21 protein-coding genes are annotated in these 25615 nt (G+C 55.6%); 14 read left to right on the top strand and 7 right to left on the bottom strand.

Going from position 1 to position 25615, the window contains the following annotated elements:
- The first annotated feature begins 7 nt into the window (after positions 1–7).
- The gene (locus tag AC790_RS23345) at positions 8–1474 is read left to right on the top strand and encodes an aspartate aminotransferase family protein (RefSeq protein ID WP_049853404.1); all 1467 of its coding nucleotides are present in this window, start codon (positions 8–10) and stop codon (positions 1472–1474) included.
- A 92-nt stretch (positions 1475–1566) separates the two neighbouring features.
- On the opposite strand, the gene AC790_RS23340 is transcribed toward AC790_RS23345, so the two are convergent.
- On the bottom strand, positions 1567–2484 hold the full coding sequence (locus AC790_RS23340; RefSeq protein ID WP_049853403.1) for a LysR family transcriptional regulator: 918 nt from the start codon (positions 2482–2484) through the stop codon (positions 1567–1569).
- 97 nt (positions 2485–2581) lie between these two features.
- Here AC790_RS23340 and AC790_RS23335 point away from each other — a divergent pair, with 97 nt between their 5' ends.
- Positions 2582–3439 (top strand): aldo/keto reductase family oxidoreductase, encoded by an 858-nt coding sequence (locus AC790_RS23335; RefSeq protein WP_049853402.1) that lies wholly within the window; start codon positions 2582–2584, stop codon positions 3437–3439.
- Positions 3440–3527: 88 nt separating this feature from the next.
- Here the strand turns inward: AC790_RS23335 and AC790_RS23330 are convergent, their stop codons facing one another.
- The gene (locus AC790_RS23330; protein ID WP_200902282.1) at positions 3528–5012 is read right to left on the bottom strand and encodes a PLP-dependent aminotransferase family protein; all 1485 of its coding nucleotides are present in this window, start codon (positions 5010–5012) and stop codon (positions 3528–3530) included.
- A 109-nt stretch (positions 5013–5121) separates the two neighbouring features.
- On the opposite strand from AC790_RS23330, the gene gabT reads away from it, so the two are divergent.
- A complete protein-coding gene (gene gabT, locus AC790_RS23325) occupies positions 5122–6384 on the top strand; it encodes a 4-aminobutyrate--2-oxoglutarate transaminase (protein WP_049853401.1) in 1263 nt (420 codons plus the stop codon).
- 102 nt (positions 6385–6486) lie between these two features.
- Positions 6487–7881 (top strand): GABA permease, encoded by a 1395-nt coding sequence (gene gabP, locus AC790_RS23320; RefSeq protein WP_049853400.1) that lies wholly within the window; start codon positions 6487–6489, stop codon positions 7879–7881.
- Between the two features lie 32 nt (positions 7882–7913).
- Here the strand turns inward: gabP and AC790_RS23315 are convergent, their stop codons facing one another.
- A complete protein-coding gene (locus AC790_RS23315; RefSeq protein WP_007892999.1) occupies positions 7914–8240 on the bottom strand; it encodes a hypothetical protein in 327 nt (108 codons plus the stop codon).
- Between the two features lie 186 nt (positions 8241–8426).
- On the opposite strand from AC790_RS23315, the gene AC790_RS23310 reads away from it, so the two are divergent.
- Positions 8427–9773 (top strand): glycoside hydrolase family 10 protein, encoded by a 1347-nt coding sequence (locus AC790_RS23310; protein ID WP_049853399.1) that lies wholly within the window; start codon positions 8427–8429, stop codon positions 9771–9773.
- A gap of 66 nt (positions 9774–9839) precedes the next feature.
- On the opposite strand, the gene AC790_RS23305 is transcribed toward AC790_RS23310, so the two are convergent.
- A complete protein-coding gene (locus AC790_RS23305; RefSeq protein WP_049853398.1) occupies positions 9840–10820 on the bottom strand; it encodes an Abi family protein in 981 nt (326 codons plus the stop codon).
- A 204-nt stretch (positions 10821–11024) separates the two neighbouring features.
- The gene (locus AC790_RS23300) at positions 11025–11963 is read right to left on the bottom strand and encodes a LysR family transcriptional regulator (protein ID WP_049853397.1); all 939 of its coding nucleotides are present in this window, start codon (positions 11961–11963) and stop codon (positions 11025–11027) included.
- A gap of 146 nt (positions 11964–12109) precedes the next feature.
- On the opposite strand from AC790_RS23300, the gene AC790_RS23295 reads away from it, so the two are divergent.
- The 9 genes from AC790_RS23295 to AC790_RS23255 all read left to right on the top strand — a co-directional run bounded on the left by AC790_RS23295 (position 12110) and on the right by AC790_RS23255 (position 21032).
- Positions 12110–13060 carry a PDR/VanB family oxidoreductase gene (locus tag AC790_RS23295; RefSeq protein ID WP_049853396.1) on the top strand — a complete coding sequence of 317 codons (951 nt, stop codon included), beginning with the start codon at positions 12110–12112 and terminating at the stop codon, positions 13058–13060.
- Positions 13057–14256 (top strand): amidohydrolase family protein, encoded by a 1200-nt coding sequence (locus AC790_RS23290; RefSeq protein ID WP_049853395.1) that lies wholly within the window; start codon positions 13057–13059, stop codon positions 14254–14256. The genes AC790_RS23295 and AC790_RS23290 overlap by 4 nt, the downstream gene beginning before the upstream one ends.
- A complete protein-coding gene (locus tag AC790_RS23285; protein WP_049853394.1) occupies positions 14246–14701 on the top strand; it encodes a RidA family protein in 456 nt (151 codons plus the stop codon). The genes AC790_RS23290 and AC790_RS23285 overlap by 11 nt, the downstream gene beginning before the upstream one ends.
- Positions 14702–14715: 14 nt before the next feature.
- Entirely contained in the window at positions 14716–15594 is an 879-nt protein-coding gene (locus tag AC790_RS23280; RefSeq protein ID WP_049853393.1) for a creatininase family protein, read from the top strand.
- Between the two features lie 9 nt (positions 15595–15603).
- Positions 15604–16575 (top strand): ABC transporter substrate-binding protein, encoded by a 972-nt coding sequence (locus tag AC790_RS23275; protein ID WP_049853392.1) that lies wholly within the window; start codon positions 15604–15606, stop codon positions 16573–16575.
- Positions 16572–17405 (top strand): ABC transporter ATP-binding protein, encoded by an 834-nt coding sequence (locus AC790_RS23270; protein ID WP_049853391.1) that lies wholly within the window; start codon positions 16572–16574, stop codon positions 17403–17405. Before AC790_RS23275 ends, AC790_RS23270 begins: the two co-directional genes overlap by 4 nt.
- On the top strand, positions 17402–18202 hold the full coding sequence (locus AC790_RS23265) for an ABC transporter permease (RefSeq protein ID WP_049853390.1): 801 nt from the start codon (positions 17402–17404) through the stop codon (positions 18200–18202). Before AC790_RS23270 ends, AC790_RS23265 begins: the two co-directional genes overlap by 4 nt.
- 141 nt (positions 18203–18343) lie before the next feature.
- Entirely contained in the window at positions 18344–19732 is a 1389-nt protein-coding gene (locus tag AC790_RS23260) for an FAD-binding oxidoreductase (RefSeq protein WP_049853389.1), read from the top strand.
- 28 nt (positions 19733–19760) lie between these two features.
- Positions 19761–21032: a hypothetical protein gene (locus AC790_RS23255; protein ID WP_007893017.1), complete on the top strand. Its 1272-nt coding sequence runs from the start codon at positions 19761–19763 to the stop codon at positions 21030–21032.
- A gap of 41 nt (positions 21033–21073) precedes the next feature.
- Here the strand turns inward: AC790_RS23255 and AC790_RS23250 are convergent, their stop codons facing one another.
- Positions 21074–22927 carry a hypothetical protein gene (locus tag AC790_RS23250; RefSeq protein WP_049853388.1) on the bottom strand — a complete coding sequence of 618 codons (1854 nt, stop codon included), beginning with the start codon at positions 22925–22927 and terminating at the stop codon, positions 21074–21076.
- 320 nt (positions 22928–23247) lie between these two features.
- Positions 23248–25227, bottom strand: coding sequence for an autotransporter domain-containing esterase (locus tag AC790_RS23245; RefSeq protein ID WP_049853387.1), 1980 nt, complete (start codon positions 25225–25227; stop codon positions 23248–23250).
- Positions 25228–25615 lie beyond the last annotated feature (388 nt).

The raw sequence follows: 25615 nt of genomic DNA, 5'->3' as shown, positions 1-25615 counted from the left end.
AGAGTAAATGTCTGAAGTAAACCCGATTCTGGCCGCCTCTGCATCGAGCATTGAGGCTTACCAGCAGGCGATTGCCCAAAGCAGCGCCGCGGTTGTGCAGTGGCTGCAACAGCCTGAGATGTATCAAGGCAAAACGGTTGCCGAACTGCGCGAGCGTATCACGCTCGACTTCAATCCAAACGGCCTGGGTAACCAGGCCGCGATTGAACGCGCGATTGAATATTTCCTGAAAGATAGCCTTTCAGTGCATCACCCACAGTGTGTGGCGCACCTGCACTGCCCTAGCCTGGTGGTAAGCCAGGCGGCTGAAGTCCTGATTAACGCCACTAATCAGAGTATGGATTCGTGGGATCAGAGCCCTTCTGCCACCATCATTGAGATCAAACTGATCGAGTGGTTGCGTGCACAGGTTGGTTATCCGTCTGGCGATGCGGGTGTCTTCACCAGCGGCGGCACACAGAGCAATCTGATGGGCCTGATGCTGGCGCGTGATGCGTTCTATCAGCGTCAGGGGCACTCGGTGCAACAGCACGGCATTACTGGCGATCTGCGTAAGATTAAAGTGCTTTGCTCGGAAAATGCGCACTTCTCCGTGCAGAAGAACATGGCATTGCTCGGCCACGGCTATCAGTCTGTGGTGCAGGTGAAGTCCGATCAGTTTGCCCGTATGGATGTGTCAGACCTGAAAGCCAAACTGGCTCAGGCCGACGCTAACGGCGAACAGATCCTGGCTATCGTCGCAACCGCCGGTACCACCGATGCAGGTGCTATCGATCCGCTGCGTGAAATTGCCGGTATCGCTGCAGAACACAATATCTGGGTACACGTTGATGCAGCCTGGGGCGGTGCACTGCTGCTGTCTGAGAAGTATCGCGACTATCTTGATGGCCTGGAACTGGTGGATTCTGTCACGCTGGACTTCCACAAACAGTATTTCCAGACCATCAGCTGCGGTGCCTTCCTGTTGAAAGATGAGCGTCACTACGAGCTGATGCGCTATCAAGCGGCTTACCTGAACTCTGAGTTTGACGAAGAGGCTGGCGTACCGAATCTGGTATCCAAATCACTGCAGACCACGCGTCGTTTCGATGCGCTGAAACTGTGGATGGGCCTGGAAGCGCTGGGTCAGAAACAGTATGCCGCGATCATCGATCACGGTGTTACCCTGGCACAGGAAGTGGCGAAGTTTGTCACCTCTGAACCGCGTCTGGAGCTGGTGATGCAGCCACAGTTGGCCAGCGTACTGTTCCGCTACCGTCCAGAGCAACTGACTGATACCGCGCAGATTGCGCTGTTCAACCAGCGTATCGGCGATGCGCTGCTGGATTCAGGTCGTGCCAACGTCGGCGTGACTGAGAACCAGGGCGTAACTTGCCTGAAGTTGACGCTGCTGAATCCAACCGTGACGCTCGAGGATGTTAAAGTCCTGCTGGCGCTGGTTGAAAAAACGGCAAATCAGCTGCTGAACGCGTAATAACCTGTGATGCGAAAAAGCCGATAACTGGCAACGGTTATCGGCTTTTTTATTGGCCTTTAGTCGTGGTCGTCGTGACTCTTGTTTGCTGATTAATCTACAGACGTCTGCGCATTAAGCTCGCGCACATAATCAAGAAATGCCTGCAGCGGCGCGGGGATTAGGCGACGCCCGTTGTAGTAGAGCCATAAGCCGGAAAAGCTCTGCCACCATTGCGGCAAAATCGGCTGCAGGCTGCCATCGTTGAGCGCCGGTTTGATCCAATCTTCAAACAGATACACTACGCCGCAACCGGCAATCGCCGCTTCCACCGTCAAATCCATTGCTGCGCCAATGCTACAAATGAGCGGCCCCTGCGGCTGCAGGCGGACGGTTTCCTCGCCGTGGGTAAATTCCCACTCGCCCACCACGCCCGTCGCATAGCGCCCGTACAAACAGCGATGCTGCATCAGTTCGCGCGGATGCTGCGGCGTACCAAACTGCGCCAGATAGCCGGGCGATGCCGCCGCGGCGAAACGCTGGGTGCGAGGTCCAATCGGTAGCGCCACCATATCCTGCTCCAGATGATCGTCATAACGAATCCCTGCATCGCAGCTATCGCGGAACACATCCTGCACGTTACTTTCTGCCACCACTTCCAGCTGGATATCCGGATAGCGCTGCAGAAAACCCGGCACAATCGCCGGTAACACGATGCGCGCCGCGCTCACCGGTACGTTCAGACGTAAAGTGCCGCCCGGCGTATCGCGGAAATTATTTAGCGCATCCAGTGCGGCATCCACTTCATTCATTGCGGGCAGTAAGCGCGACATCAGCGCCCTGCCTGCTTCGGTTAACGCTACCGTTCGCGTGGTACGATTGAACAACCGCACGCCGAGCTGCTCTTCAGCGCGCCGCACCGCATCACTCAAGCGCGACGGGTTACTGCCGGTCATCCGTGCCGCTTCACGAAATCCACCTGCTTTTGCTACTGCTACGACTGCGTGAAGCAGTGCGATATCCAGCGCCATTGTCCGTCACTCCGTACACTGTGTCCCGATTTGCACGGATAGTTGCACAGCGACTGGGCGATTACAATCTCTCTACACACTGACCAAGGAGCTTTCCATGTCTCATCCAGCATTGACTTATACACTTGGCGATCGCCAGGTTGCACGACTCGGTTACGGTGCCATGCAGTTGGCTGGCCCCGGCGTATTTGGTCCGCCGAAAGATGAAGCACGCGCTTTACAGGTGTTGCGCGATGCTATCGCCGCTGGCGTCAATCACATCGACACCAGTGACTTTTATGGCCCGCACATAACCAATCAGCTGATTAAAACAGCGCTGCACCCTTACGCTGACGATCTGGTGATCGTCACCAAAGTGGGCGCGCGGCGCGATGAGAAAGGCGGCTGGCTGCCGGCATTTACGCCGGAAGCGCTGACTCAGGCGGTGGAAGATAACCTGCGTAATCTCGGACTTGAGGTAATGGACGTGGTGAATCTGCGTTCGATGCTGGACGTGTATGGACCAAAAGAAGGTTCGCTGGAGCCGCAGGTTGAGGCAATGATCAAGCTGAAAGAGCGCGGATTGATTCGCCACATTGGGCTCAGCAACGTTACCGCCAAACAAGTAGCCGATGCCCAGGCGATGACGCCGATTGCCTGCGTGCAGAACCTCTACAATCTGGCCAATCGCCAGGATGAAGCGCTAATCGATCAGCTGGCAGCACAAGGAATTGCTTACGTGCCGTTCTTCCCGCTGGGCGGTTTTTCACCGCTGCAGTCGGATCGGGTAACCGAAGTGGCGAACGAGTTGAACGCTACGCCGTTACAAGTCGCGCTGGCGTGGCTGCTGCAACGGTCACCGAACATTCTGCTGATTCCCGGCACCTCATCGCCAGAGCATTTGAAGCAGAATCTAGCGAGTCGCGAAGTGACGCTGTCTCAAGAAGTGGTTGAGCGTTTGGACAGCATCGCCTAACTATAACTTTGCACACCGGGTCGTCATGAATGACGACCCTACGAAGGTCATATGCGCTGTAGGGTCGTCGTTCATGACGACCATCCCCTCAAATAATTCCCATCTCCGCCAGGCACCCTTTCAACGTACCAAATGCATCCTGGCACTGCCGTTCGTCGACACAGGCAAATCCCAGCAGCAAGCCGCGCCGGTCCTGCGGATGCATATAGTATTGCGACAGCGGACGCACCTTTACGCCACGCCGCAGCGCCAGCGCGGCCACCGCCACATCGTCGCAGCCAGCCGGTAAATTCATCACCAGATGCAAACCCGCTTCATGATTCACCAGCGGTAAAAACGCCGCACCGAGATAGCGTTCAATCAGGCCGATCATAAATCGTCGGCGCTGGCTGTAGAGCTTACGCATGCGGCGGATGTGCGCCACGTAATGCCCTTTCTGGATGAACTCGGCCAACGCGCGCTGCACCAACAGATGACCGCCTCGATAGAGTTCCGCCGCCGCCACGCGCAGCGGTTGTGCCAGCGCTTTCGGCACCACCAAATAACCTAATCGCAGTGCCGGATAGAGCGTCTTGCTGAAGGTGCCCATGTAAATCACCGGCGCATCCGGTTCAAACCCTTGCAGTGATGGGAACGGCTGGCCGGAGAAACGAAACTCACTGTCGTAATCATCTTCAACCAGCCAGCTTTTGTGTTTGCGCGCCAAATCCAGCAGCTGCTTACGGCGCTCAAGGCTAAGATGCACGCCAAGGGGATATTGATGTGACGGTGTCACGAAAATCATCTTGGGTGCCCGACTGCGCGAGGGTAAATCTGGGATCAAGCCCTGCTCATCAACTGAAATGGCATTAATTTTCAGTCCATTAATGCGCAGCAAATTTCGCGTTCCCCAATAGCCGGGCTCCTCAATCCACACCTGATCGCCGGGATCGCATAGTACGCGCGACACGAGATCCACGGCCTGATGAATACCTTCAGTAATGATGATTTGATCGGCATCGGCACGCACCGAACGCGCCACGCTAAGGTACTCCGCCAACGCCTGGCGTAAATGCGGACAGCCGCCGTTGCTGCTGTAGATCAGCCGCTCAATATCCGGTTCACGGTTCAGGCGCGCCTGAATTTGGCTGAAAAGTTTATGTGGAAACTGCGTGACATCGGGCGCACCCGGAACGAATGCTCCCCACTGATACGGCGACGCATTGGCATGGCCGAGCAAAGACGCACCGCGTTTAGAAATTGCCGCCGGTTTGTTGGTTAATGGCGCCATGGCCGCGTCATTGCGCGGCGTGTTCAGCGAGCCTTCCGGCAGGTTTTCTGCAATCCAGGTGCCGCTGCCGGTGCGCGCCGTGACGTAGCCCTGCGCCATCAAATTCTCATACACGTTCAACACGGTGTTGCGTGACACCGACAGCTCACGCGCCAAATCGCGGGTGGCGGGTAATCGCGTGGCGCGCGGAAATATCCCTTCAGCGATAGCGATTTGCATGCAAGCCAGCAAACGCTGCTGCAACGTCCCTTCCTGCATAAACTGCATGCGCTCTAATACATGATCGGCGTACAAACTTCGCAATTGGCTCCCCTCTTTTCTCTAAAAGTGGCTCTGGCATCATAACGCAGCCCGGGCATAAATAAGCGTGTTTGTCGTGATTTGTAAAGACGCGTATCGCTAAGGAAAGGTTATGGAAGGTAAAAACAGCCAGTTGCAACAACGCAAAGATGACGCCCTGCCACGCGGCACCGGTAATCTTTGTCAGTGGTATGTAGAACACGCCGAAAACGCGACGCTGCGCGACGGTGAAGGCAATAGCTGGATCGATTTCGCCGGCGGCATTGCGGTGCTGAATACCGGCCACCGCCATCCACGCATCGTGCAGGCGATTGCCGAACAGTTAGAGAAATTTACCCATACGGCGTTCCAGGTCACGCCGTATGAGAGCTATGTGGCGCTGGCTGAACGCCTTAACCGCGTGGTGCCCATTGCGGGCAAAGCCAAAACCGCCTTCTTCTCCACCGGCGCCGAAGCGGTCGAAAATGCGGTGAAAGTGGCGCGTGCAGCCACGCGGCGCCACGGCATCATCACTTTCGGTAATTCATTCCACGGGCGCACCTTTATGACCATGGCGATGACCGGCAAAGTGGCACCTTACAAACGCGATTTTGGCCCAATGCCTGCTTCTGTATGGCACGCGCGCTATCCCAACAGCGTCACCGGCATCAGCGTGGAGGATGCGCTGACCAGCCTGCAGGATATCTTCACTCAGGACATCGCACCGCAGGATGTTGCCGCCATCGTGCTCGAGCCGATTCAGGGTGAAGGCGGATTCCACGTCGCCCCGCCTGAGTTCTTCAACCGCCTGCGCACATTGGCCGATGAACACGGCATTTTACTGATTGCCGATGAAGTGCAATCCGGATTTGCCCGCACCGGTAAGCTGTTCGCCATGGAACACTATGCGGTGAAAGCGGATCTGATCACGATGGCGAAAAGTCTCGCGGGCGGTATGCCGCTCTCAGCGGTAAGCGGTCGCGCCGAGATTATGGATGCGCCGGGTCCCGGTGGTCTCGGCGGCACCTACGCCGGCAACCCGCTAGCCATTGCCTCAGCACACGCGGTGCTCGACGTGATTACCGATGAGAAGCTGTGTGAGCGTTCTCAACAACTCGGCGCACAGCTGACCGATTTCCTGCACGGCATACGTAGCCAGTGCGCAGCGATCACCGATATTCGTGGTCTTGGCTCGATGATTGCGGTGGAATTCGCCTCAGCGCAAACCGCACAGACTATTCAGCAACAGGCGATGGCGCAGGGGCTGCTGCTGCTGACCTGCGGCCCACAGGGCAATGTCATCCGCTTCCTCTATCCGCTCACCATCCCTGATGCGCAATTCAGCCAGGCGCTGGAGATTCTCAGCAGCGTGCTGAGTCAGCATTTCGATTCTTAGGCTGTTGCCACTCTTCCCGGCCCGCGCTGCGGGCTGGGCTTCTCACCTGTTGTAACCTGGTGGCGACCGCTGCTGCCTGAGAGACGCTTTGGAGAAATATTGATGAGTTCACAGAATGCCGATGTTTTGGCGCAGGGCCTGAAGCCACGCCACGTGCGGATGTTATCGATTGGTGGCGTTATCGGCGCCGGACTGTTTGTCGGTTCGGGTCATGCCATCGCTGAGGCCGGTCCCGCCGTGCTGCTGGCCTACCTTGCCGCCGGTGCGCTGGTCGTGCTGATTATGCGTATGCTGGCGGAGATGGCGGTGGCCTCACCGGATTCCGGCTCCTTCTCCACTTACGCCGACAAATCGCTGGGGCGTTGGGCCGGTTTTACCATCGGCTGGCTCTACTGGTGGTTTTGGGTGCTGGTAATTCCGCTGGAAGCCAACGCGGCGGGCTCCATTCTGCATTCGTGGTTTCCACAGGTTGCGGTATGGGAATACACGCTGGCGATCACCACGTTTCTCACCATCAGCAACCTGTTCAGCGTCAAAAATTATGGCGAGTTCGAGTTTTGGTTTGCCCTGCTGAAAGTCGTGGCGATTGTCGCTTTCCTCTGCGCGGGCAGCCTGGCGGTATTCGGTTTAATGCCCGGCAGCAGCACGCAAGGCATTTCGCATCTGTATGATACGCATGGCTTTATGCCAAACGGCATCAGCGCGGTATTGGCGGCAATTCTCACCACGATGTTCTCGTTTATGGGCACGGAGATCGTCACCATTGCCGCAGCGGAATCGCGCGAGCCGAAGAAGCAGATTACTCAGGCAACCAACTCGGTGATCTGGCGTATTGCGCTGTTCTATTTGCTGTCGATTTTCATTGTGGTAGCGCTTGTGCCGTGGAACACGCCATCACTGATGAAAGCCGGTTCTTACCAGACGGCGATGCAGATGATGAACGTGCCTTACGCCAAACAGATCGTTGATGTGGTGGTGTTGATTGCGGTGTGTAGCTGTCTCAATTCGGCGCTGTATACCGCGTCGCGCATGATCTACTCGCTGTCACGCCGTCAGGATGCACCCGCCATGGCGTCATGTACCACGCGCAGCGGCACGCCGTGGGTGGCGGTGCTGCTTTCCACGGCAGCGGCCTTCCTTGCGGTGATCGCTAACTATCTGGCGCCCAGCGCGGTGTTTGAATTCCTGCTGGCCAGTTCCGGTGCCATCGCTTTGCTGGTGTATCTGGTGATCGCCGCCTCGCATCTGGTGCTGCGCAAAAAGCGCGAAGCGCGCGGCGAAACGCTCAGCTATCGCATGTGGTTGTTCCCTGGCCTGACGTGGGCGACGATGGTATTCATCGTCGGCGTGTTGATTGCCATGCTGTTTAATCAGCAACATCGACCAGAGATTATTGCTACCGGCCTACTCACGCTGGCGGTGGTGGCCGCCAGTCGCATCGTGCAGCGCAAACGCGTAGCGCGTAAAAGTGAGGAGATGGTGGCGTTGCGCTCATAAGCGCTGAATTCCGGGCAAGGATGCCGCGGAACTTAATCGTACTGCACGTCGATACTGATCGACTCTTCCAGCACATTAAGGTTAATGGCGCATTTTCGCCACACCGGCAAGCCGTTGGTCATGTTGTTATCAATGAAGTACTGCTGAAAGTCTTTCAGCGCTAACGAAAGATCGCCAATCGCCCGCGCATCCGGTTCAAACCAATCCGGCTCACCGTTTTCATCGATGTAATCGAATTGAAATTGCCCGCCATCATCGTCCGCAAACAGTTCGGCCTGAACGATCAATTCCCGCGCACCTTGTGGGCCACAGCTAAAGATGATCTGGCCGATACGGCGATAAAGGTCTTCGTATTGCATAAGTCTTGGGTTCCTCAAATAAATTAGCTGCGCGCAATAAATTGCGCCGCTACAACGTCATTGTACCTATCTGTAGCGGCGCGATTCATCGCGCAATGTATTACATCGCATTGATGAGGTGCGATTATATTGACTTTAGTTCGCATGATAAGAGAATGAGGCTCTTCGAACAGAAAGTTGCAAGAAATGGAGTTTATCATAGCCTGTTCACATCGTTTTCCCTGGGTTAACACCAACAAAAAATCCGCTGCGTTGCTGGCCATTGCTGTCGCCCTCTCTCTCGCCAGCTGCTCCTCGCCGCCGCCGAAATCGCTGGTAACGCCTTTACCAACGGTCAACAAGCCGCCGATGCCTACCAAACCCACGTTAAGCAAAGAACCGGTGCGCGGCGTGTGGCTGACCACGGTTTCGCGCCTTGACTGGCCACCGATTAATTCAGTCAATGCCAGCCCGGCCAGTCGTATCCACCAGCAGCAACAAGCGTTGACAGACAAGCTGGATAAACTGAAAAGCCTCGGCATCAATACCGTGTTTTTCCAGGTCAAACCGGACGGCACCGCGCTGTGGCGTTCAAGCATTTTACCGTGGTCCGATATGCTGACTGGCAAAATCGGTGCAGATCCCGGCTACGATCCGCTGAAATTTATGCTCGATGAGGCGCACCAACGTGGCATGAAGGTGCATGCGTGGTTTAATCCCTACCGCGTCTCTACCAACGTCAAATCCTCCACCATGAATGCGCTGAACAATACGTTAGCGCTGCAGCCGGCTAGCGTGTATGTGCTGCATCGCGACTGGATCCGCACCGCCAGCGATCGCTTCGTACTCGATCCAGGCATTCCTGCGGCGCGTGACTGGATCACCAGCATCGTCGCAGAAGTGGTGTCGCATTACCCCATTGATGGCGTGCAGTTCGATGACTATTTCTATACCGAAACGCCCGGTTCGATGCTCAACGACAGCGCCACTTTCCGCCAATATGGTCAGGGCTTTGCCTCTAAGGCTGACTGGCGGCGCAACAATACCTTGTTATTGATTGAGCAGGTTTCACGCACCATTAAGCAGCTCAATCCAAACGTTGAATTTGGCGTCAGCCCAGCGGGCGTTTGGCGCAATCTTTCCCATGATGCGGCGGGCTCCGACACGCGCGGTGCGGCCGCTTACGACGAAGCCTATGCCGATACGCGCCGCTGGGTGCAAATGGGGTTACTCGATTACATCGCGCCGCAGCTTTACTGGCCGTTCGCGCGCCAGGCAGCACGTTACGACGTCCTGGCCAATTGGTGGGCCGAGGTGGTGAAGCCGACGCACACGCGCCTGTATATTGGCGTCGCGCTGTATAAGATCGGCGAAGCCTCGAAAAGCGAACCCGACTGGACGGTCAACGGCGGCGTGCCGGAGTTGAAAAAACAGCTCGATCTCAATGAGTCGCTGCCGCAAATTAACGGCACCATTTTGTTCCGTGAGAATTACCTCAATCAGCCGCAAACGCAAGATGCGGTGAATTACCTGAGAAGTCGCTGGGGCACATAGCCCCAGCTTTTCAAAAATAAAGCGTGGCAAAATTAAATTAAGACTTTCGGCATATTAATTACACTCTTAATTGAATCTGTGCTTCCTGGCGTGAATAACGCCATTCAATCCTCGCAATGAAATCAACACCCTCCTATTGTATTGACCGCTTTTTATTAGGGTGTCGTGTAACGTGTCCATACTGGTCATTTCCAGACTAACGTTATGATAAGTCGCATTCTCCATTTCATGCACACAAAGAAGCATATTTAGTCTGTGCATCAATGCACTGTTACGTACAAACGTATTGAGTACGGGAGAAATCCAATAAGTCAGTTCAACAATTTCAGCTATCTTTTTCGTTAGGCCCGCAATAATAGCGGCGCTATCACTAAATTCTACATCCTTCCAAACCGGTTCGTTATGCGCAACACGATTTCTTAACATGCGGATTGATTCTACTCTTCGTCGGATAATATCACGCTGCTGGAATTGCTGATTTTTGCCTGATACGTGCGGCAACCTTTTGAAGGCTGTCAAAAAGCCTCGAGGCCAAAGGAATCCTTTCGAAGCATCCCCGTCATAAAAGCTTTTATCAAAAATATACTCCCAGACACTGAAATCGGTCTGAGAGATGATCTGGTCAAGCGTGGCAACAGCTGTTGTGTTTGCTCCGAGCTTTTTTCTGAGCAGTCTCTGCGCATTCTTTTTCGCTTTTGCAAACCCGCTCTCAAAATCTCTCACCTGGCTGGCCTTAATTAAGGGCTTTAATCCATTAGCAGAAGGAGCTATATTTTCATCGGTTATAAGATGATAAGGAAGCTGTTCAAACCAAAGTTGATGAGGTGTGACGACAATACAATTTTTACCTGCTTCATTAATAGCATTACGTAATGCGACCTCAACCAGTTGCAATAAACTATTGATACTACCCGAAAGTTCCAGATTCCAACTATAAAGACCAAAAACCTCAGCCTTATTAGTTACTGAAAACGCTGTATGATAACTGGTGAGTCTTGCTGGAGAGACAAGTCGAACCATATCAGTAAAATCAAAATTATTCGGCATCGTTGCGCTACTTATAATTTCCCTATAGAGATTAAATTTATACTCCAGATAAGCGTTCAGTGCGATTGCAATATTTTTATCGTCAGAATAGAATAAGCGCGTAGCTAGTCTGACGTTCTTCTCCCGACCTGTGCGGTGCCAGATCTAAGACATCAAGCGCAAGAATCATTGCCCCAGTTCTGCTGGGGCTTCTTGTTTCTGCCGCTATTCAATGTTGTCACTTCCCGCCAGCAACTCCTCACTCTGCATCAAGGCAAAAAACGACTCCAGTTCACGCAGCATCATGGAGGCGGCAATGGACAGCTGACGCTGCGGCGCGACGCACAGCGATAAGGTAAAGGGTTTCAGCACGGTATCGATCAGCGGGATAAACTTCAGTTCACCGCGCCGATATTCATCGACGATATCCAGCCAGCACATCAGGCTGATGCCCACGTCATCCCGCACCAGCGAACGCAGCATGTGAATGTTATTGGTGCGCGCCACTTCATTAATCTTAATCCCCGAACTGTTTACCAACGCGTCCAGCGGATCGGCCAGCATCAGCGGCGCGGCCGGTACGATAAACGGCCAGGATTCACAGTGGCTAAAGCGAATAGATTCCAGATTGGCCAGCGGATGTTGGCTACTCACTACAATCCCGAGACGTAAATCAGCAAACGACTTCACCAGCAGCTCGCGCGAGCTTTGCGGATTGAGCATGATGCCGAAATCCGCATCCCCCGCCGTCAGCGCGTTGGCAATATGAATGTTGCTCATGGTGGTCAACGTAAAAGAGATGCCCGGATAGTCGGCGCGAATGCGCTGCAAAATCGCGGAGAAGAAGCCGCGATTAATGGCATCGATGGTGGCGATATGCACATGACCGTGGCGCAACCCGCGCAGATCGTCCAGTTGTGTACAGACGCGGCCAAAGTCGCGCTGCCAGTTTTTTGCTGCATTCAGCAGGATCTCACCGGCGGCGGTCATACGTAATCCTGATGGATGGCGCTCAAACAGCGGCATATCCAGCTGCTCCTCCACCCGCAATATCTGTCGATCGATTGACGATGCCGAGACGTGCAGCACCTCAGAAGCCTTGCGCAGTGAACCCTGGCGGGCCACCTCAGTGAAATAAAGCAGAAATCGGGAGAAGGCGAACATAAGGGGTGCTCTCTTTTTTGCAACGCATCATGCGAATTAAACAGATGGACGCTTACACATGGGCAAAATAATAATCGGCGCCATGATAAAAACAAGGGTTTGCGTAGCTGCAACGCTGGTGACATCCCTGTTCAGGCAGACAGATTATGAAATCGACCAACTTCCCTGTCACCGTCATCGCAAAGCAGATCAACGGTGCAGGCAATGTGTTATTCACGCTGGCGAGTGACAACGCCCAGCCGCTGCCGGCCTTCACGCCCGGTGCGCATATCGATGTAGTGATTCCCGACTGCGGTACGCGCCAGTACTCACTCTGTGCAGCGGCGGCAACGGCCGATCGTTACGAAATTTGCGTGCGTCTTGATGATAACTCTACCGGCGGCTCGCGCTGGCTGCACCAGCAAGTCGACTGCGGCGCTAGCTTACAGATCTCCGCACCTCGCAACCATTTTCCCCTGCCACACGCGCCGCGCACGCTGCTGTTTGCTGCGGGTATCGGATTAACCCCGCTGCTGGTAATGGCCGAAGCGCTGGCGGCGCGTCAGGCGGATTTCACGTTGCATCTTTATCTCAAACGCGCCGATGAGTTGGCATTTAGCGAACGCCTCAACCAGCTTGGCGCACAGCTGGTAGTCCACTACAGCAGCGAAGGTGACAGCCTGCGCCAGCACATCCCGGACGATCTCAAGCAGCCGCACAACAGCGTACTGGTCGCCTGCGGCCCGGCCGGTTTTATGGACGCGTTGCAGCAGCTGGCGTTGCAGCAAGGCTGGAAGACCGATCAATTGCACAGCGAACGCTTCAAACCCACAGCGGCAGTGACGGCTGGCGGCGCGTTTGCCGTGGAAATCGCCTCTTCCGGCGTACGCTATGCCGTCGGCGCAGAACAAACTATCGCGGAAGTGCTTGAGGAGGCGGGCATTGAAATCGAACTTTCCTGCGAACAGGGCATGTGCGGCGCCTGTATTACAGGCGTATTAGCCGGCGAGCCGGATCACCGCGATGACGTGCTGAGCCAGCAAGAGCGCGCGGCCAATAATTGCATCGTGCTGTGCTGTTCACGCGCACGATCCCCACTGCTGGTGCTGGATCTATGAACCGTTATCCGGGAGCGACCGGGGCGCGTTTACCCCGCTGGCTGCTGCCAGAAAACTGGCCGCTGACGAACCAGCAACCGCAGCTGGCCACCTTACATTTCCACGCGGCGGGTCTGCAGTTCGAACCTGCCAGCCATCAGCCACATCCAGAATATCTGCCGCTCAACGGCGCGCTGGTGCTGCCGGCCTTTATCGAGCCGCATGCGCATCTGGATAAAACCTTCACAATTCAGCGCAGTCCAGCGCAACAGCCCGGCTTGCTGGCGGCGATTGCAGCGATGCATCAGGACCGTGTGCACTGGAACGTCGAAGATTTGCAGCAGCGCGCCACGCAGGCGCTGCACTGGGCGGTGGAAGCCGGTGTTGGTTTGCTGCGCACGCACATTGACTGGTTCTCGGTTGATGCACCATTAGCGTGGCAAGTGATTGGCGATCTGCACCATCCGCTGTGCAATCTCGAACGCGTGGCGCTGGCGCCCCTCACCTTCTTCGCCGATGCCAGCGATGCACAGCATATTGCCGCGCAGGTGGCGACCAGCGGTCCGGGCGCGCTGTTGGGCGGTTTTATTCACAGCAGCAACTGGGATGCGCAGGCGTTTCAGCATCTGCTGGACGCCGCCGAGCTGTGGCAGCTGGATGTCGATCTGCATATTGATGAAGAACTTAACCCGCAAGCGCAAGGATTACGCTGGCTGGCGCACTATTTGCAGCAGCATCCCTTTAGCGGGCAGATCACCTGTAGCCACAGCTGTGCGTTATCGCAGCAGGACGATGCGGAGCAGATTCTCGATGTGCTCGCTCAATATAAGGTCACGTTGATTGCGCTACCGCTCACCAATCTGCTGTTACAGGATGCGGTGCCGGGTCGCACGCCGCGTCAGCGCGGGTTAACGCTGGTAAAAGAGGCGCAGGCGCGCGGCATGCCGCTGCTGCTCGGCGCCGACAACGTGCAGGACGCGTTTTGCCCGTTCGGCAGCTATGACCCGCTTGATACGTTGTTTAGCGGTTTGCTCAGTCTGCAACTCGACGCGGCGTTTGATCAGGCCTCGGCGCTGATCTGCCAACGCAGCGCGCTGCAGGCCAACGATTTAGTGATATTTCCTGATGCTGAGGTGGCGAGCTGGCCGTTACGTCAACGCCAGCGCTATCGGCTAAAAAACGGTGTGCGTTATGGAGAAACAACAGATGGCGATTGATGAAGGAGCGGGAAAACCGCTGGCGAAATATGCTGCGTGGCGACGCGCGGGCGACTTCATTTTCCTCTCCGGCATTATCCCGGTGAATCCGCAAACTGCCACCATCGTGCGCGGTTACGACGACATTCCTGAAGCGGCGCAGCGGCTGCTGGGTCGCAGCGGTGAGTTCTCCACCGATATTAAAGAGGGGCCGATTCTGGCGCAAAGCTGGTACGTGCTGGAGAGCATTCGCGCCACCATCGAAAGCGCGGGCGGCCAGATGAGCGATGTCTTCAAGCTGGTGCAGTATTTCCGCAATCTCGACCATTTCCCCCACTACAGCCGGGTGCGTAAGCAGTTTTTCCCTGATGCACCGCCGGTTTCTACCGTGGTGCAGGTGAGTGAAATGCTGCCGAGCCCGGACGTACTGATTGAAGTTGAAGCCACGGCGTGGTTGCCGCAATAACACGAGGAGTTGAAATGTTGCATGGTTATATTCCGGCAAACCGCTTTTTGCCGTATCTGAGCTGGACCGATATCGCCACGCTGGACGATAAAGCCAACACCGTTATCGTGTTGCCAACCGGCGCGATTGAGCAGCATGGCCCGCACCTGCCGTGCGCGGTGGATAGCGTGATCTCCTCGGGCGTGGTCGGTCATGCGCTGGCGCGTTTACCGGCGGCGATCCCGGCTTACGCCATCCCGCCCATCACCTATGGCAAATCAGATGAACATCTGCATTTTCCCGGCACGCTGACGCTGACCGGCGAAACCCTGCTGCACACCATTCTGGAGATTGGCGAATCACTCTATCGCTCCGGTTTCCGCAAATTCCTGATGGTTAACGGCCACGGCGGTCAACCGCAGCCGTTGCAGATGGCGGCGCGCGAACTGCGTCTGCGCCACGGCGACATGATCATCATCATGCAAGACACCTTCAAAGTTCCGAACTGCGCCGAGAGTTTTATGGATGACAAAGAGCGGCAAATGGCGATGCACGCCGGTCACGCCGAAACCGCGCTGATGCTGGCGCTGGCGCCCGACACCGTGCAAATGGACAAAGCGGTGGCTAACTATCCGCCGGCATTCCCCTGCCCAACGCTCTCAACCAACAAACCGATGGCAGCGTGGGCTTCTTACGACTTCGGTCCCAGCGGCGTGATTGGCGATCCGTTGCCCTCCACGCCTGAGCAAGGCGCGGCGATCCTCGACTCGCTGGCGCAAAGCTGGGCGCAGGTCATTACTGAAGTGCATCAAATGACGTGGGTGACACGCGCCGAACCGGCGTGGGGCACCGGCCAGTGGCAAGGCAAAGTATTAGACCACAACGACGCAGCCGCCTTTTTACAACCGCGCTAGGGAATATTGATGAAAAAAACATTGAGCATTGCTGCCGCACTTGCGCTGGCCCTGTCGGCCCCGAGCATGGCGGCTGAGAAATTCACCTTTATGACCAACTGGTATGCGCAGGCCGAGCACGGCGGCTTCTACCAGGCGCAGGCGCAGAATCTGTATCGCGATGCGGGTCTCGACGTCACGATTAAAATGGGTGGTCCGCAGGTGCATACCATGCAGCTGATGGCCGCGGGCCAGGCGGATTGCATCATCAGCGATAACATGCAGGCGCTGGAGATCTGGCAGCAAGGCGTGGAAGCGATGCCGGTGGCCACCACCTTCCAGCACTCGGCCATTGCGTTTCTCACCCATCCGGACGTGAAGAGTCAGGCCGATTTGCAGGGCAAAACCTTCCTGCTGGCCGCTGAAGCTTACACCTCCTATTGGCCGTGGGCGCAGAGCGCATTGAACCTGAAAAATGCCCGCGTGCGCCCTTATACCTTCAGCATTCAGCCGTTCCTCGCCGATAAAACTCTGGTGCAGCAAGGCTATATCACCTCCGAACCGTTTGCCGTGCAGAAGGCCAATGCGCAGACCAATGTTTATCCGATCAGCGATTGGGGTTATCCACCGTACGGCAACAGCATCGTGTGCATGAAATCGACGATTGAGAAACGTCCCGCCGCAGTTGCGGCGTTTGTGAAGGCCTCGATGCAGGGCTGGAAGAATTACCTGCAAGATCCCAGCGCCGGTAACGTGCTGATCAAGAAAGAGAACCCACAAATGAGCGATGAACAGATCGCTTTCGGCATCGCTCAGATGAAGAAATATCAGATGCTGACCGGCGGCGATGCGCAAACCGGCGGTATCGGCATCATGACTGAAGCGCGTCTCAAGCAAACCTGGCAACTGCTGGTCGATACCAAGCTGATCGATCCGGCCAAAGTACCGTTTGATGGCAGCTACACGCTTAAATTCATTCAAGACGTCAAGGTTCTGCCATGAATACCGCCAGCCATCTGACGCTGCTGAATCACGATGCGCAAGCGGTGCCGCGTTCTGCGGCGCCGCCGGCAATTGAAGTGTTGTCAGCAGAAAAAATCTATCCAAACGGCACGCGCGCGCTGCTGCCGGTCGATCTCACCATTAGTCAGGGCGAATTTGTCTCGCTGCTCGGTCCATCCGGCTGCGGCAAAAGTACCTTGCTGAAAATGATCGCCGGGCTGATTGAGCCGACCGATGGCAAATTGCTGCTGTTTCGTCGCGATCGCCGTGAAAATCAGCGCGATCTGCCGCTGTCTTTCGTGTTTCAGGAAGCCACGCTAATGCCGTGGAGCAACGTGCATAAAAACGTGCGTCTGCCGCTCGATTTAGCCGGTGTACCGCGTGCTGAAGCCGATACGCGCGTGCGTGAGATCCTTGAGCTGGTTGGTCTCGGCCAGTTTGGTCACGTGCTGCCGCGCGAGCTCTCCGGCGGCATGCAGATGCGCGTATCGATTGCGCGCGGCCTGGTGACGCGTCCCAAAGTGCTGTTGATGGACGAACCGTTCGGTGCGCTGGATGAGATTACGCGTAACAAGCTGGATAGCGATCTGCTCGATTTATGGCAGGAGCAGAAGCTGACTGTGGTGTTCGTCACCCACTCGATTCAGGAAGCGGTGTTTCTCTCGCAGCGGGTGATCATGATGGCGGCGCGGCCGGGGCGCGTGGTGGATGACATCCACATTGAAAGTAGTGTGCCGCGTGATGATGAATTCCGCGTCAGCCAGCACTTCACCCAATACGCTCAACAGCTGCAGCGCGGCCTGTTGGCAGCGAGCAAGGAGAGTCAATGATGAAACCGCTAGTGGCACATCGCCAATTTCAGCAGTGGCTATTTCCGGCTATCGTCGCCATCGCCATGCTGCTGCTGTGGCAGTTTCTGGTCACCACCTTCAAGGTGCCAACGTTTCTGGTCCCTTCACCGCTGGTGGTAGCGCAAAGTCTGGTGCAAAACTTCCCGACGCTGTTTATGTCGCTGCTTTACACCCTGAAAATCACCGTCATCTCGTTTGTGCTGGCGATTATTATCGGCTCAATTGTGGCGTTTCTGCTGGTGCAAAATCGCTTTATCGAGACCGCGCTGTTCCCCTATATCGTGTTTTTGCAGGTAACGCCGATCGTCGCCATCGCCCCGCTGATCATCATTTGGGTGAAAGACACTACGCTGTCGCTGGTAGTATGCGCCACGCTGATGGCGGTGTTTCCAATAATCTCCAATACCACGCAAGGTCTGCGTAGCGTGTCGCCAGGTTTGCTGAGCTATTTCCGCCTCAATCACGCCTCGCGGCTGCAGATTCTGCTGCGCCTGCGCATTCCTTCCGCGCTGCCCTACTTCTTCGGCGCGCTGCGCATCTCCAGCGGCTTGTCGCTGATTGGCGCGGTGGTAGCGGAGTTTGTTGCCGGCACCGGCGGCACCGATACCGGGCTGGCGTACCAGATTTTGCAGGCCGGTTATCAGCTCAATATCCCGCTGATGTTTGCCGCGCTGCTGCTGATTTCGCTGGCTGGCTTCCTGCTCTTCGCTCTGATGTCGTGGCTGACGCGCCGCGTGCTGGCGGCATGGCATGAGAGTGAGCTAAGTCCCAGCTAATGGTCGCACCCAACGTAGCGGCGCAATTTATTGCGCATTGCTGGCACGGTGAGTGTGAAACAGCGCGATAAATCGCGCCGCTACGAACATGTGCATGCATCAGGTGCGGCGCGAGAACCCAATAAACAATAGGAATAAAACATGTCTGATTCCGATCGCCAGTCTGCACTGGCGGCGCTGGTCGCGGCGTTGCCTGAACTCGACTGGATCAAAGAAGCGCCGAAGGTTAAACGTCTGTCGCGTGATTTCCACTGGTTCAGTCCGGTGCTGAAACCGCAGCTGGAAGAGAAGTTTGCAGAACTGGCGGTGCGACCGCGTGATGAACAGGAGCTCACGCAAATCGTCGCGGCCTGCGCCAAACAGCGCGTGCCGCTGAACCTGCGCGGCGGCGGTACCGGCAACTATGGTCAGCTGATTCCGCTGAACGGCGGATTGATGGTCGATATGACGCGGCTCAACGCCGTTACCGCCGTTGGTCACGGCACGGTGCGCGCGCAGGCGGGCATTCGCCTTGGCGAGCTGGAAGCGCATACGCGTCCGCTCGGCTGGGAACTGCGCTGCATGCCCTCCACCTGGAAACTGGCGACGCTCGGCGGCTTATTTGGTGGTGGATTTGGCGGTGTTGGATCGATCAACTACGGTCCGCTGGCCGCGCCGGGTAACGTGTTGTCGGTGCGACTAATGACCATGGAAGAGACGCCGCGCATTATTACCCTACAAGCGCCGGACGCATTGCTGCTGCATCATGCGTATGGCAGCAACGGCATCGTACTGGAGATTGAACTGGCGCTGGCGCCACGTCATGACTGGATCGAGCGTCTCGACCTCTTCGCTGACTTCCCGGCAGCGATGGCCTTCGCCGATGCGTTAGCACGCTCGCCCGGCATGGTAAAACGCCAGATTGCCGTATTCGCTGCGCCGGTTCTTGATTACTTCACCGATCTGGCCGCTGCTGATGTGGCGGGCAAGCACGGCGTGATTGCAGTGGTCGGCAGCGAAAGCGATGGGTTGCTAGCTGCGCTGGTAGCCCAACACGCTGGCCGCAATGCCCTCCATTTCGCTGAGGGGGAAAACAGCGGCCATTCGCTGATCGAATATTGCTGGAACCACACCACGCTGCAGGCGCTAAAAATCGATAAAACGCTAACTTACCTGCAAACCGCCTATGCGGTGGAAAACTATCAGCAGCAAGCCGTAGCGCTGGAAGCGCAACTCTCCGATGAAGTGATGTCGCATATTGAATTCCTGCGCGACATGAACGGCAGTATCACCTGTAGCGGTTTGCCGCTGGTGCGCTATAGCGACGAAGATCGTCTTAACGCCATCATGGATATTTACCGCGCTAATGGCGTGAAAATAAATAATCCGCATGTGATTCATATTGAAGATGGCAAGCAAGGCATGGTGCGCGCCGATGTGGTGGCGATGAAACGCGCCTGCGACCCGCATAATTTATTAAATCCCGGCAAATTACGCGGCTGGGAAGTGCGTGACACGTTACCGGATGTGCCTATTCCGGGCGTGAATTGATCATTTTATTTTTATTAGGGATGTGCAAATGAAAACACTTAAATGTGTCGGATTGGCTGCGCTGTTTTTCCCTCTGGCTCCGGCGGCATTCGCCGCCACGCAGAGCAATATCAGCGATTGTCAGTACGATGCCAGCGGGGTAAATAGCTTTAGCGATATATTTACCTGCGGCACGGTGAGCGGCAGTTTACGCACGCTTTATTACTCCACGCATAATGCGTATTTCGCCAAAGGGTTCAATCAGGATACCGCCAGCTATGGCGGCAGCCTGAAATATGAAACGGCGCCGGTCTATGGTTTTCGTGCGGGTGTCAGCGCGATATTCCTGCGCGGCATCGATCATCCCGATGAAGCACATACCATTAGTGATATTGGTGATAATCAAACCAACGTCGGTGAAGCCTATTTAAGCTGGCAGCAGGATGATTTCCACATCACTGCCGGCGATCAGCGCATCAATATTCCCTTTGTCGGCGACTACGACTGGCGTATTACGCCAATTCTGTTCCGCGGCGTGGATGCGAATTACGGCGACAGCACCAATTATCTGCATGCCACCAAAGTCTGGCGTTATAAGCCCTGGGGCGACGATCAGTTCCTCAACACCACCGCCTACACCGATATTGATGAGCGCACTAACGGCATGTGGGCGATTGGCGGCGGGCGCGGTACGCAGTGGGATGATAAAAAGCTCGCGGGTCAGTTGTGGTACGAAGAGTACGCCGACTATTCACGTCTGGTCTACGGTGAGAGCCATCTGCAGTGGCAACAAACGTTATTCCAGCCGGACGTGGGCTTGCAATTTATGCGCGGCACCAGCGACGGCAAAGCGTTAGCAGGTGAAGTGAACAGCACCTCTTACGGTGCACAGCTGGCGCTAAGCTTTACCCCAGCGCTGAGCTGGAAGCTGGGTTATAACCACATCGCCGCCAGTGCCAATAGCTGGGGCAACGGTTCGCTGGTCGTGCCGTATGCGCATAACACGTCATCCGGCCCCTATTTCGCCCAGCCGTTCTTTACCAGCACCCAGGATTTAGGCAGCGGCAATGCTTATTCCACCAATCTGAATTACGTACTGAATGAAAATCTTTCACTGGGTACGCAATATTCATTTATGGATCTTAAACCTTCAGCCGCTTCGGACAGTATTAATCAATCTGAATATCTGGTCTATTTCACCTGGGCCTTCAGCGGCGTGCTAAAAGGATTGAGTGTGACTGATTTCGCCGGGGTGCAAACGTCACCGCTGTACGATAGTCACTTCTGGCAAAACCGTTTAAGTTTGCAATACGATTTTTAACTTAATATCCGCCAGCAACCTCCTGTTGCTGGCTATTTTCATTAATAGGGATCGGTGGCGCTCATTAATTCAATACTGCGTTCCACCCCGTTCACACGCACCTTAAGAAAACGTCGGGTACGCCAGCTGCCATCGGGATTTTGCACCGCTTTTTCAAATGTCGGGCCATGCAGCAGCAGCTCTTTATTATTGTTGTAACCAAAGCCGACATCTTTATTGCCAATCCAGTGCTGCTCAAACGCCACGACTTTCGCCGCATCCAGCGTTCTACTCTCTTCGGCGCTGCAGGCGGTAAAACTTTTACGGAAAATAAAGCATAAACCGGCCTGATAACGATCTTTGCCATTGGTCTCTACCAGCGCAATCGAGAAACCGGTATAGGCGGCGATTTTGACGTAGAGTTTGGTGCGCGCGCCCTGGCCGGAAATGTGCACCTTCACCACCGGGCTGGAGCCTTCGCTGTGCCAGCTACCAATCGAATCGGCATTGTCACGCGCCTGCAAATAGATATTGGCGGCGCCTTCTGGCGTGCGATTGCTGAAGTCGACCTGGGTTTCACTTTGCGAAAGATATTGCGCGGTGCCGACAATGCGCACGTGTATTTGCGTGGACGACCCTGAAAAGTTGAATTCACCGACGTAAAACCACTGGTCAGCGTCTTTACGGTTATCCATATGGTGCTGCGAGGTGATGACATCGTAATTGAGCGAGCCCTGGATAATCGCGCCCCAATCCGAGATCTCCATCACGCCACGATCGCCTTCCGCCAGCAGAGCCCAGGGCTCAATGCCATCGGTGCTGTAATCAAAACCGGCGCTCTGGTTGTGAATGCTCTTTTGAATAATGGTGGCGCGACAGTAGCCGAGTTTGAGCGGATTAGCGGTGGACTCAATCGCTAAACCTTCAATCACCCACTGACCGTTCGTCAGATCACCGGCAAATTCGGAATGCTCAATCCAGCCATTGCGGATAAAGGATTGGGTACAACGCGGCAGATCCAACACCGGTTTCAGGGTGCCGCCTTGCAGGTTGAAATTTGATAGCTCAATCGCCGTTGAATGATCCCACGCACCCTGAGCCTGATCGGACCAGCGCGCATAGACGATGCTGTCCTGGCAGCCGCGCGCATAAAACTGGTCGATTTTACAATCCAGCGTGTCGATCAGATCGAGTGCGCGCCCGCCCAAATAACGGAACTCCATGCTGCTGACGCGCAGGAACTGGCCACCTGTGATGGTGTTAGCAAAGAAGCCCACTTTGTTAAACGCTGTGCCGCCATCCTCACCACTATTGGAACTCATCCCTTTGACGACAAAACCGGAAACCTCGGCGTAACGCGCCTTTACTTTGAAGAAATGCAGGCCGCGCGGTTTGGTTTCCCAGTTAAACACCAGCGTGGTAGTCGGAAAATAGCCGAAATTAACCGATGCGCCGGTGACTTTAAAACGGTTGATTTCAGTGGCCGAGATATCAAACGTCGACATGCTAAACACGCCTGCGGTAAAGCGAATTCCAGCCGAAGGCAATACGCGCTGTGACCAGGCAAACATGCGCTTCACCGCCTCTACACAGTCAGTTTTACCATCAGCGACCGCGCCAAAATCAACCACCGTTACTGCGTTGTAATCGAACAGCACACGCTTCCAGCGCTTTCTTCCAGCGGTAACAAAGTTCAGTCCGCCATCATCTGCGGTTGTGGTATCGGAAGCATCGTAGATAAATACACCACCGCCCATTTTAGTGCCTTGTTTATATTCCAGTACCGAAGCAACTTCACCTGCAGTTGACGGCTCCGTAGCACGTAGTTGTGCGATATCACGTAACTGAATCACAGATGCCGCTGCCGCAACGGCATTTTGCGGCGTGATATTGGTATTGCCGGACGAATTCGTCATGGTGTACCCCTTAACCGTTAAGAGAAAGTAACTGCCCCCTGCAGTATAAGTAACTGAAAATTAATATGTTACTGAGTACCAATCTAAACAACGGCATTGAGAACCCGCCTGGCGTTCTGCTTAAGGCAACGCCATGAATTGTGATAAAAAGCGCAGCGACAAAATGATGATTAACAGAATTTTCGCAGGCAGGTTGTGGCTTTGATTGGCGCGGATAAGCCGTAAACACCGGGTAATACCCGTGATTTCCTCAGCGGAGAATTGATTTATTTTCATCAACAGTGAAGCGGCCAGTAACTATGAGTTACTGGCCGCGCGGCTCAGAACGTGGCGTTCAGGCCGACATTCCAGCTGACCTGATGGTAATCACTGTTACCGGCGACGGTTGAAACGGCGGCAAACGCATTCACCGTTTGCCCGAGCGGCACGTTGGCGCCAAGCGACATGTCCAGCCAGTTTTTGTCGCCGGCTTCAATGCTGCGCTCAAAAGAAGTACGCGTTGATTTCAGCCCAGCCCGCACCGTGGCATCGGTATCGCCAAACTGGTGATTGTAACTGACCTGCGCCCACGGATTGACCAGCCACTGTTTGCTATCAATGCGCCAGCCAACCGAGCCAATCTGCGAATGCGTGGTTTGATCGCCATAGCGCATCGCGGTGCTGCTATTGCTGTTTTCGCTATAGCCGCCAACACGGCCGTAATCCAGGGCGTAACCGGCCATGGGTCCGGTACTCAGATGCTCGCCCAACGGCAGCGCCCAGCCGGTTTGTACCCGCATCCCAAGCAATTTTCCGCTACTGTTGCTCTGCTCAGTGCGCTTCGCCGGGCCGATGTGAATGTCACGTTCGATGCTGTCAAAATCGAGATCGGCATAGTGCAGATCGGCGTTGATCCAGCCCTGATCGAACAGCGTCAGCTGGCTATAGAGCGCCACCAGATTGCCGCGCAGCTTGTAATCATAGTTGGAGGAGGGTTGCTGACGCTGGTTGCTGTTGGAGAACAGCACGCCGGTTTGCCAGTTATCGGTGAGCTGGTAGCCGATACCGAGCGTGATGTTGGCGGTGTTAGCATCACCGTTATTCCAGCTTTCACCGCGATAATCGACATGCTGCCCGGCATAACCGCCAAACACGCTGAATTGACCGGCATTCGCTGGCTGTTGACGCTGCTGCTGCAGATGTCCGTCCAACGTATTTTGCATATCGCGCGCCATCATCAGCGGTGACTGCGATAGCGCCGCCACCTGCGCGGGCGCATCAAGAATCGACTGAATGTAATCGGCGATCATCGCATGGACTGCCGGGCTGGGATGCAGGTGATCGGCAAACAGATAATCCTGCGCGCGGGTAAAACCGGGTGTGCCAGAAGTGCATTCCGCCGCCGACGTTCCCACCGGGCAAGCCATGCCGATGGTGTTAGTCAAACCATATTGCGTGGGGCTGGCGATCACTTCATTAAACAAACCGGCGATATCAACGCGCACGATGTTGCCGCGCAGCGCCGCTAATCCCGCTTCTTGTTGTTGGTTGTAGCCATCAGACAGTGCGGTAACCTGCTCGGTGAGCACTTGCCATGCGGCATACAGCTGCTGTGCCAGTGCATCGCGCACCAGTGGGATTGACGAAATCTGCCCTGCCGCCTGGTCAAAAGCCTGCTGCACCGCCTGCTGGCGCGCGGCGGCATCGGGCGTTACTGCACTATCCAGCGACTGAAATGCCGCCACCAGCGCCGGTGTGGCAGCCGAACCCAGCACGCTTAATACCGCTTCCACCATATAGGGCGTCGAACCCAGCTGCGGGACGTTCGGCACAATCACCGCGCCGGCACCGGCATCTAACAGGGTTTTGACCTGGGCCACTGCGGCCGTGGCGCTGGTGCTGATGGTTTCACGCGCGGTCAGCGGATTGGTGACGGCAGCGGCGATGTCGTTGGCACCGACCCAATGGATGTAGAGCCCGTTGCTGTCAGCGCGACCGCCGGTGGATTGCAGATAGCTCGCCAGCTGATCCTGCGTATTCAGGTTGGGATCAATTTCTGGCACCGCCACCCCGCCACCCTGCGCATAGTTGCTGCCGCCGCGCGACGAGGCTTGCAGATTTTGTCCGAGATGCGTCGCAAGAATTTCGTCATACAGCGGATGTTGCACGCCATCGAACGTGAAGCGACCCACGTTGCCGCCATCACTTAGGCTATCGCCAAACACCGTCAGGTTATCCCACGCCAGCGCGGAAACTGGCGCCAGCAAGGCGCTGAGCGTGGCGAGCGCAACAGCAGAAAGTGCAGATTTAGGGTTTTTCATCATCAACTCCGAAAAGGGTAAACCGCGCGCGGGCAGTCACAGCAGCGCAGGCCAGCAAAGGCGCATCAGGGATGCGCAAAGTGGTAACAAGGACGTTAAACATCTAGTCATGAAGCGGAGGTATTACCAGTTTGCTGCTGCAAAATTGCGGGCGCGGTGATGACATGCATTTTAATTAAACCTTTATATCACCCCGCCGATAACCAAAGATGAACCGTCAAAGGGTTCGTTTAAAACATCAGGTCGGTTACTTAATAACCCCATGCGGCGCTGAAGCGCAGAGAGGCACATACAGAAGTGTCCGGCGAAGGGGAATCTTGCGAAGCAGCTGAGGTTGCGCATTGCGGCGCGATCGCCATTACGCTGCGCGCCTTATGTTCAACAGCAT

The organism is Pantoea sp. RIT-PI-b, assembly GCF_001187905.1.
In the GTDB taxonomy this organism is placed as follows: Bacteria; Pseudomonadota; Gammaproteobacteria; order Enterobacterales; family Enterobacteriaceae; genus Pantoea; species Pantoea nemavictus.
Note: the sequence above shows the minus strand (reverse complement) of the source record. Positions and strands in the feature narration are given on the sequence as shown.